The organism is Paracoccus sp. KR1-242 (assembly GCF_049446195.1).
GTDB classification, from domain to species: Bacteria; Pseudomonadota; Alphaproteobacteria; order Rhodobacterales; family Rhodobacteraceae; genus Paracoccus; species Paracoccus broussonetiae.
This window is the reverse complement of the sequence record NZ_JBMSED010000020.1, coordinates 21457-30127: the sequence shown is the minus strand read 5'-3', so window position 1 is coordinate 30127 and position 8671 is coordinate 21457. Positions and strand designations below refer to the sequence as shown.

The 8671-nt window shown below is 58.2% G+C and carries 5 protein-coding genes; 1 reads left to right on the top strand and 4 read right to left on the bottom strand.

Annotation, left to right across the window (positions count from 1 at the left end; translation table 11 throughout):
- Positions 1 to 947 precede the first annotated feature (947 nt).
- Positions 948 to 2315, top strand: a complete 1368-nt coding sequence (mobQ, locus tag ACO2Q4_RS22840) for a MobQ family relaxase (protein WP_423322075.1) — start codon at positions 948 to 950, stop codon at positions 2313 to 2315.
- A gap of 204 nt (positions 2316 to 2519) precedes the next feature.
- On the opposite strand, the gene ACO2Q4_RS22835 is transcribed toward mobQ, so the two are convergent.
- The 4 genes from ACO2Q4_RS22835 to ACO2Q4_RS22820 form a co-directional block, all read right to left on the bottom strand.
- The gene (locus ACO2Q4_RS22835; RefSeq protein ID WP_423322074.1) at positions 2520 to 3863 is read right to left on the bottom strand and encodes an NAD(P)-binding domain-containing protein; all 1344 of its coding nucleotides are present in this window, start codon (positions 3861 to 3863) and stop codon (positions 2520 to 2522) included.
- A gap of 152 nt (positions 3864 to 4015) precedes the next feature.
- On the bottom strand, positions 4016 to 5047 hold the full coding sequence (locus tag ACO2Q4_RS22830; protein ID WP_423322073.1) for a 2Fe-2S iron-sulfur cluster-binding protein: 1032 nt from the start codon (positions 5045 to 5047) through the stop codon (positions 4016 to 4018).
- A gap of 61 nt (positions 5048 to 5108) precedes the next feature.
- Complete coding sequence (locus ACO2Q4_RS22825; protein ID WP_423322072.1) at positions 5109 to 6248, bottom strand: aromatic ring-hydroxylating oxygenase subunit alpha; 1140 nt, start codon at positions 6246 to 6248, stop codon at positions 5109 to 5111.
- 144 nt (positions 6249 to 6392) lie between these two features.
- A complete protein-coding gene (locus ACO2Q4_RS22820) occupies positions 6393 to 8078 on the bottom strand; it encodes an APC family permease (protein ID WP_423322071.1) in 1686 nt (561 codons plus the stop codon).
- Between the last annotated feature and the right edge of the window lie 593 nt (positions 8079 to 8671).

Genomic DNA, 8671 nt, shown 5'->3' with positions numbered 1-8671 from the left:
TGAAAATGATCTTGAAAGCACAACCGTTAGCGCGTTACCCACAGTCCTGTAAAGGACAAGGGCGCACTTATGCAAACTTCCGCTCACCTGCGGTTCGACTGCAGTTTGCGTGCGATCTCCCCGGGGCGAAACCCCGGCCGATGGCGAACCCCCTCGATGCGCGAAGCCGCATCGATATGGGAGGCGCTTTCCGCCCTCCCAAACCCGCCCAGACCAACCTCGGCGGTTGGATCGCCCGCCGTTCCGCAGCCCGGCGCCAGGGGCGTTGCTCCTCGCTGGCGCTGGAGCAGACTGCCTGGCGCCGGTGCGGAACGGATGCCGCGTCCGGCACGGCGTGTGCGGGTCGGCGCTCACGCCCCGCAAGCGGCTTGCGCGGAACCGGACCAGCTGCCACGCTTCTTCCCGGCGCGGCAGAGATGCTCCGCAGGCTCACGCAGGCCGCGCCCGGCAGTCTCTGTTTCTGCCGCCTGTCTCCCCGCGTGGTGTTCCTGCCCAGTTGCGCTCCGGGGAGACAGGATCCCGGATTGCACCTTGCGCTCCGGGCTGTCAGCCTGCCCGGCATCGCGGCTTATCGGCGCTGGTGAAGCGCGCGGGCCGCGACCGCCCATGTCCGCATGTGGCGGCTGTCCTCCCGGGGAGCGACCTGGCAGGGAACCCCCCGGGGAGGGCAGGCCCGCGCTTCCGGCCGTTACGCTGTGCCCTGGGACGGGCTTCGCGGTACATGCAACTTGCGCGCGAGACCGCTGCTGCCTAACCTCACCCTCAGCGCGGTGGGGTATCCTGGCTCTCTCGGTTCTCACAGCCCCTGCGCCGCCGGCGGCGGTTCATGCTCCAGCCGGATGCCCTCCAGGTCCAGTTCAGGTTCCCTGCCGTTCTCCGGACCTGGAGGGTATGCCGGCCGGACGCGGCGGATGGCCGGTCCGGTGGTCTTTGCCGATGGAGGGGGCATGGCCAGCTACCACCTCTCGGTAAAGACCATCAAACGCAGCGCCGGGCGCTCGGCCACCGCCGCTGCGGCCTATCGCAGCGGCTCCGTCATTGCCTGCGAGCGCGAGGGCCGGGTGCATGACTACAGCGCCAAACGCGGCATCGAGGCCAGCTTCATCCTGGCCCCCGGGGATGCGCCGGACTGGGTGCAGGACCGCGCAGCGCTGTGGAACGCGGCCGAGGCGCGCGAGACGCGCCGGAACTCGGTCACCGCCCGGGAATGGGAGCTGGCGCTGCCGGCCGAGCTGGGCGCGGAGTATCGCGCAGCACTGGTGCGCGAGTTCGGCCGGGCGCTGGTGACGCGCTACGGCATCGCGGTCGATGTGGCGCTGCACGGCCCGCATCGCGAGGGCGACCAGCGCAATCACCATGCCCATGTCCTGACCACCACCCGCGCGATCGGCGCCGGGGGCTTCGGCGACAAGACCCGCTTGTTAGACGCCGCCAAGACCGGCGGCGGCGAGATCGAGGCGATGCGCGTGCTCTGGGCCGAAATGCAGAACCGGGCGCTGGAGCGGGCCGGAGAGGCCGCGCGCGTCGATCACCGCTCGCTGGAGGTCCAGCGCGAAGCTGCGGCAGCGCGCGGCGATGCGCTGGCGGCCGAGGCGCTCGACCGGGCGCCTGAGGTCAAGCTCGGGCCGGCGGCGAACGCGATGGAGCGGCGGGCGCAGCGTGAGGCGGCGAAGGAGGGCCGGAGCTATGAGCCGGTGACCGAGCGGGGCAGGGCAGTGCTGGCTCTGCGTCAGGCCCGGGCAGTGCTGGCTGAGTTGCGCAGCCGCGTCGGGCAGCTGCAGGACGCCTATGCGCAGGCCCGGGACAGCGGACAGGATCGGGTATCGGCCGGGCTGGCGGCGCTCAGGGCGGCGGCGACCAGAGAGCAGGGTGCGCCGGCGCGTCCGGACCTGCGGGAGCGGCTGGCCGGAATCCTGCAGCGTGATCAGGGCGGGCAAGGGGAGAGGCGGGAGGCCTCACCGCAGCGAAATCAGCAGTTGCTGCACGCACTTTCTCAGATCGGCGCGGGGCTGGCGCGCGGTGCGCCTATGGCCTTCGGGCGCGATGAAGATGCCAGGGCCTTCTTCAGGGACCTGCAGCAGAGTTACGGAGCCGGCATCTTCGCTGAGCTCGCGACCGGGAATGACCAAGCCTTGGTTGCTGACTTCCCTGATGCTAGCGCAAGGCGGCAGGTGGTGCGGGGCATCGCGGTGCTGGGGCGAAGTCACGGCGAGCTTGGCCGTGACGGGCAGGAGTTCGGGAGGCGAAGCGTTGCTGAGGATCGGTCGGTCAGGCCAGAGATAAGCCATACGCAAGACGACGGTTGGGAAAGGTGAGCATTGCCACCGGCAATTCTGATGGGCCCAGGGCAGAATTCTCTGACAGTCCTCTGCGCAGGTGTTTTTGCATAGTTGGCCGACGTCACTCCGAAGGCCAGCAGTTCTGGAAGTCGGCAACACTATCCTTGTCACAGCCCATCCGAGCCTTCGGTGCCGAGTAAAAGACGGGGCGGCGACGGGCCACCGCCCCAGTCGGAGGGGTCAGTTTTGCAGGTAGACGGCCATCGAATCATCCAGCGCGTCCTTCCACGGCGTATGGTGGACCGGCGCCATGGTGCCGGTGATGACCGAGCGATAGCAGTGGTTGCGGAAGGCCATGATGTCGACGACCTTGTGCTGTTTCCATTCGAAGAAGGCTTCAATCGCGCCATCGACGTTGAAGCTGGGGTAGTCGGTCTCGGCGATTAGTTCCTTGACGTAGGCACCTTGATATTTGATCGCGTATTTCACGTCGCTGCTGGCTTCCTCGCGTGCCTCGCGCTCTGCCACGTCGGCCAGCATCGCCTGCTTGTCGGCGGGAACCGCGATGCGGCCCATAATGATGTCGCGCACATACCAGGCCTGGGCGTCGAACATATTGAAGGTGAACCACTGGTCCTGCATGCCGACATAGAACATGCGCCGGTTGTGAACAAAGACCACGCCCTTGTAGAGATCCGCCGTCGCCAGCCGGTTCGCCGTCTTCAGTCGGAGATCGTCCGGCAGAAACGGGAAATAATGTCGGTAGCCGGTGCACAAAATGATTGCGTCTATTTCACGGCTGGTGCCGTCGGTGAAGAAGGCGGTCTTGTCCTCCACCCGGGTCAGCGCCGGCTTTTCTTCCCAGTTGTCGGGCCATTTGAAGCCCATGGGCGCTGAGCGATAGCATGAGGTCACTGACTTCGCGCCGTATTTCCAACATTGCGAACCGATATCCTCAGCCGAATAGCTAGCGCCGATGACCAGCACGTTCTGACCGCTGAATTCGCGCGCGTCGCGAAAATCGTGGGCATGGGTGATGCGACCGTAGAACTGGTCGAAGCCCGGGTATTCCGGCACGTTCGGCGACGAGAAATGCCCTGAGGCGACGACGACATGGTCAAAGCGCTCGCGGTAGACGTGGTCGCGCTCCATATCGTGAACAGTGACGATGAAACACTGCGCTTCCTCATCAAATTCTATCCAGCGCACGACGGTGCTGAAACGGATCCAGTCGCGCACACCTGCCTTCTTTACCCTGCCCTCGATATAGTCGAACATCACCGCGCGCGGCGGATAGGATGCGATCTGCCTGCCGAAATGCTCCTCGAAGGAATAATCGGCGAACTCCAGCCCTTCTTTCGGGCCGTTGGTCCACAGATAGCGATACATTGAGCCATGTACCGGCTCGCCGTGCTCATCGGTGCCCGTGCGCCAGGTATAGTTCCACAGCCCGCCCCAGTTGGACTGCTTCTCGAAACAGACGACTTCGGGGATCTCGGCACCCTGACGGGCGGCGGACTGAAAGGCGCGCAGCTGTGCAAGACCAGAAGGGCCAGCGCCGATAACGGCGACTCGCTTCGTCATATATATACTCCCTGATTTTTAGTTTGGATCAACAGATCCGGTCTCAATTTCCCAACCGAAACAACACCGGTTAACCACATAAATAATTTACTCGTGTCGGGAAGCATTCTGTCATAGAGCTACAGAATGGGGTCGCTCGAGGTTAATGTGACTTACCGGCAGGCGGACACTTGTATTTTATCATACTCCGCTTCGGTAAACGGATCCGCATGGCAGTCGGAGGGTGCAAGGCCATTCTCTCTCGCGAACTTTTGGCATGCCGATACAAGGGGAGGAGATCCACAGGTGTAAACCTTATGGTCTTTCAGACTTTTATATTTAGACTGAATAGTGCGAAAAACGTCGTTGCTTCTTTCCGAAGAATCGGATGCAAGACGGGTCACAACCCGGTAGAAGTGAAAATTGTCGTGTTTGGTGGCGAGAAGATCCATTTCCTCAGTGAGATAGAAATCCTCGACTCGCCTGGCTGAGACGTAGAGGCTGATATCGCGCCCAGGAAGCGACGAGATGGCTTCCAGTATGATTGATTTGGCGGGAGCCAGACCCGTTCCTCCGACAACGATCATTATAGGTCCTCCATGATCCTTTCGTAGATATGCAGAGCCAAGAGGACCATGCACGGATATTTGATCTCCAACCGATGCCTTGTCGTAAAGATGGCGGCTAACCAAGCCATAGGTCCGTGCTCTCACGTGAAACTCGAGCTCCATCGAGCCTGGTCGACTTGCATAGGAATATTCGCGGGAAGGAAAGCCCGGAATAGCCAAGTTTGCGAACTGACCAGCGAGAAAACTTACCGGTTGGCCGGAAGCTGGCCGCATCTTCACGATCACCACATCGGAGGAAACGCGGTCGAGCGCTGTAATGACGCATTGCGTTGTAGACGCCGAATAGGTCATATCGTCGTCTTCCAGAAACTCGATTTCGCAGGGACTGGTCGGTGCCGCACGACAGGCCAGAACCAGTCCTTCACCCCTCTCTTCGTCCGTCAGAGCATTCTTGTCATAAGACTTTATGTGCTCCGCGGTTCCCTTGAGTATTCTTGTCTTACAAGACGAGCAATTTCCCTGCCGGCAAGCATAGGGATATTCGAGGCCCGCCTTGAGCGCCGCATCGAGAATTGTTTGCCCCGCTTCGACCTGCATTGACGAAAGGAACTGTGGAATAGTCACCCGGTATGGCATACAGAATTCTCCAGACGTGGATCTGCCGGAGCGCTAGCGCTCCGACAATTGCGCAATGGTGTTATTCTTCCGCAGTCATGGCCCGATAATACATTGACTGGAAGTGATGGATTCCATGCTCACTGTTCGACGTAAAATCCTTGTCGATTACTAGACGTCCCTGCGTGTAAGCTTGGGAGTGGAGGCCTCGCTGGACGCTTTCGACCAGACCGATGTCTTCAGGCTGCAGAGTGTCCTTGATATACGCCATCGCCGCGATCTCTTCCTCATTTGGGGTGGTATCCTCGAGGAAGTAGTCCCAATGCTCATAAGTGAGTTCCGGGCCTACGGGCATGATATGCATGAAGGACAGGTTTCTGCGGCCGGGGAACACGTTCAGTGTCAGGTTTGGCCAGAGGAACCAGGCACCATACATGAGCTGATTGCCCGGCTTGCTGGCATCGAATTTGTAAGCAGAATTGTCCTCACGTGCCGGCGCGATATGGCTCGAGCATATGCCGTAGTTTTTGGTGCGGTAGATGCCATGATCGAACAGTTCGACCAGCGCCGGATGAGCTGGCGGGCAATGATAGCATTCCTGGAAGTTCTCCACGACGTTTTTCCAGTTAGCCTTGATTTCGAAAGTCTGACGACCAGCGAATTTCAAGGTTTCGGGCGTGTCCACGAACTTCCGAACCTCATCTCCGAACCCACCGGATTGAAGATGCAGGGGGGTAGCGTTCATGTCGAGATTGATCCAGACGAATCCTAGGAAGACCTCCACATTCACTGGCTTCAGGCAGAATTCCTCGGAGGCGAAGCCGTCGACCGTCTCTAAGATGTTGTTCGAGCGGAGCTTGCCATCGAGTTCGTAGGTCCAGGCATGGTAAGGACAGACAATCATCTTGGTCCGGCCTTCCCCGCTGAGAAGCTGGTGAGCGCGATGGGAGCAAACGTTGTGAAACGCTCTGATCTGCCCATCGCGGCCCCGAACGACAGCGATGCTTTGGTCTCCAACCGAAACCGTCTTGAATGATCCCGGGGTCTCAAGTTGGCTCATATGGCAGACGAAATTCCACGCCTTGTAGAAAATCGCCTGCTTTTCCATGTCGAAAACGTCCGGTCGATAATAAAGATCTGCCGGTAAGGTGTAGGAATGGGCTGGGTCGTCGGGCTTGAATTTTTCAAGGCCGAAGATTTCTGGCGCATATTTCTGAAGCATGATATCCTCCACTTGGCTGTATTACTGAGTTAACTAACTCGAAATCGAGTGTCGGCTCGGTAGAGATTACCGACAATGCTGCCAAGTGGCACCATTGTCTCATTTTATATATGTGAAAATTCTAATCACGGGAGCATGGTGAACTTATTCAAGAACAAACACGCTGTTTGCGATGATGACGGTAGCGAGTCCCGCCAGTAGGGCCAGATATGGAAGATATCCAGCATTTTTCGGCCCGACAACATCGGAAGTCCCATTGGGAAATTCTCCTTTGTCCTGAACATAATGTCTAAACAGGAATACCGGGATAATCAGCAAAGCTGTTCCTAGGCCTGCCCACAGTGCATAGGGATGCCAGATCTTTGCGCCAGCCCCCATCAGCATTGCATTGACGAACGACAAGGCCGTTCCGAGCACGATTAGGATTCTAGGTGCCCGATAGGGCCTCGACTTATCTGGAGAATCGAGGCGATGGATCCAACCGGCGTTGAGGTTGAGAAAATTAAACGTAATGTAGCAGACATTTGATACCGCGAGCAGGAAGAAGAAGCTGGTGGTATCCGCAACTGCCACCGCAAGAACAAAGAGATTGAAAACAAGATCTGTCCACATCGCGTTCGTGGGTGCGCCATGGTGATTCAGCTTGCCGAGATACTTGGGCAACCAGCCATCGACGGAACCTTGATACAGGGTCCGTGATGAGCCTGCCATGGAGGTCATGATCGACAGCAAGATTGCGAGGATCATCATCACGATGAGGATATAGAGAACCAATACCCCTCCCCCGACCATCGAGGCCAACGCTCGGGCAACGCCCGAACCATCCACGATGGACGGATCAGTAACCCCCGCAATGCCCAGCACACCTTGAAAGGTGAAGGGAACCAAGATGAAGAGGAACAGACACAGGAGACCGCTATAGAGGATTGCCTTCGGTGTATCCGTCGAAGGATCCTTGAATTCCCGCGTGTAGCAAACTGCGGTCTCGAAGCCGTAGGTGGACCATCCAGCGATGAAAAGCCCCGCGAGAATTATGGTCCAGCTTGTAATATCCCAAGTTCCGCTCGCGGGTGCCAAGGGAACGAAGTTCGAGAACTCGATTTTCCCCAAGAGAATCGGGACAAGGCCCACAATGACCAAGGGAACAATGACGGCTAGGCCGAGATACTTCTGGACGCTGGCGGTACCGCTGATGCCGCGGTGCTGCATGAAAAAAACGGCGAGCATCATGGCAGCCCCTATCCAGAAGGCTCCATTCAGCGAGAAACTCACTGGTCCGATACTTCCTGCGAAAAGAGTCCACTCGCGGATCGCCGGGGTAAGTGCCGAAATGGCTGCGGCGGCCTGCTGCGTAGCATCCATATCTCCGAGGGCATCGGCGTTCTGAGAAACCCAGGCGGCCACCGCATCTGATCCAACCGCTGGAACCGGTGCGATGATGTTCAGAACGTAGGCTGCTGCAATCGATGAGCCCAATGATAACACAGACGTCCAGGCGACCCAGTTGCACCACACTGAAAGGGGTGCGATAAGCTTGCCGTAACGGAGCCAGGCAGACGCCCCATATATCGAGGCTCCGCCTGATTTGTTCGGGTAAAGTCCAGCGATTTCGGCGTAGGTGAACGATTGGATGAAGCCCATTAGCATCGAAATGGCCCAGATCAGGGCTGCCATTTTCCCGACCGTACCGGCGACGCCACCGATCGAGAAGAGGACGAATGCTGGCGCTCCGCTTGCGACCCAAAAGGCTCCCTTCCAAGAGATTGCTCTACGCATCACTTCAGTTTTGTGAACAGCCGATTCTTGATCGGCATCGCTCAAAGAGACCATTGTACTTCCCTGTTTTTATTTATATTATAGAAGGCACCACTATTTGTGGCGTAGGCTCATTACTGGCATTAGCCTCCTGATTCTTATGAGTGCTTCTTCCCGAACTTCTCAGAATTAGAAAGAAATTCTCAAAAGCTCTGAAGCGACTGAATGCAGTCGACCGTGCCTACAGGGCACTTAAGCGAGCACTTGCAAAGAACAGGTGAATTTGACGGTACAAGATCACCTTCATCGAGCAATAGTGCCAGTAGGCACTATGGATCGGTAGGCAGGACGCTTACGTGATTTGAATGTTCAGTTGGCATCCGAACTCTTCCGACTCGACTTCTACCTGTACTCTTGGCGCGATCAGCAGCCTGGACTTGGGAGATTGTAAAAATCATGTTCTTATCAGTTGATTAGGCAATTCTCTCCGTGTACGGGATGCGGCAGTAGAATTTTCTCGTAGCGTGAGGTGAGAAAGTTCGAACAAAGAAGGCCCATTTGCCGCGCCTCGGATCTTGGCAGCGCTGTGCCAAGCCGAGAGCAGCGTCTGGCTGCTAAACGTTTTCGACGACTTCAAGAGTAAGGGCCTGAGTATCGAGGTCGGCTTC

Coding starts and splice junctions, on each gene's coding strand:
- mobQ (WP_423322075.1), top strand. CDS start 948: ATGGCCAGCTACCACCTCTCGGTAAAGACCATCAAACGCAGCGCCGGG.
- ACO2Q4_RS22835 (WP_423322074.1), bottom strand. CDS start 3,863: ATGACGAAGCGAGTCGCCGTTATCGGCGCTGGCCCTTCTGGTCTTGCA.
- ACO2Q4_RS22830 (WP_423322073.1), bottom strand. CDS start 5,047: ATGCCATACCGGGTGACTATTCCACAGTTCCTTTCGTCAATGCAGGTC.
- ACO2Q4_RS22825 (WP_423322072.1), bottom strand. CDS start 6,248: ATGCTTCAGAAATATGCGCCAGAAATCTTCGGCCTTGAAAAATTCAAG.
- ACO2Q4_RS22820 (WP_423322071.1), bottom strand. CDS start 8,078: ATGGTCTCTTTGAGCGATGCCGATCAAGAATCGGCTGTTCACAAAACT.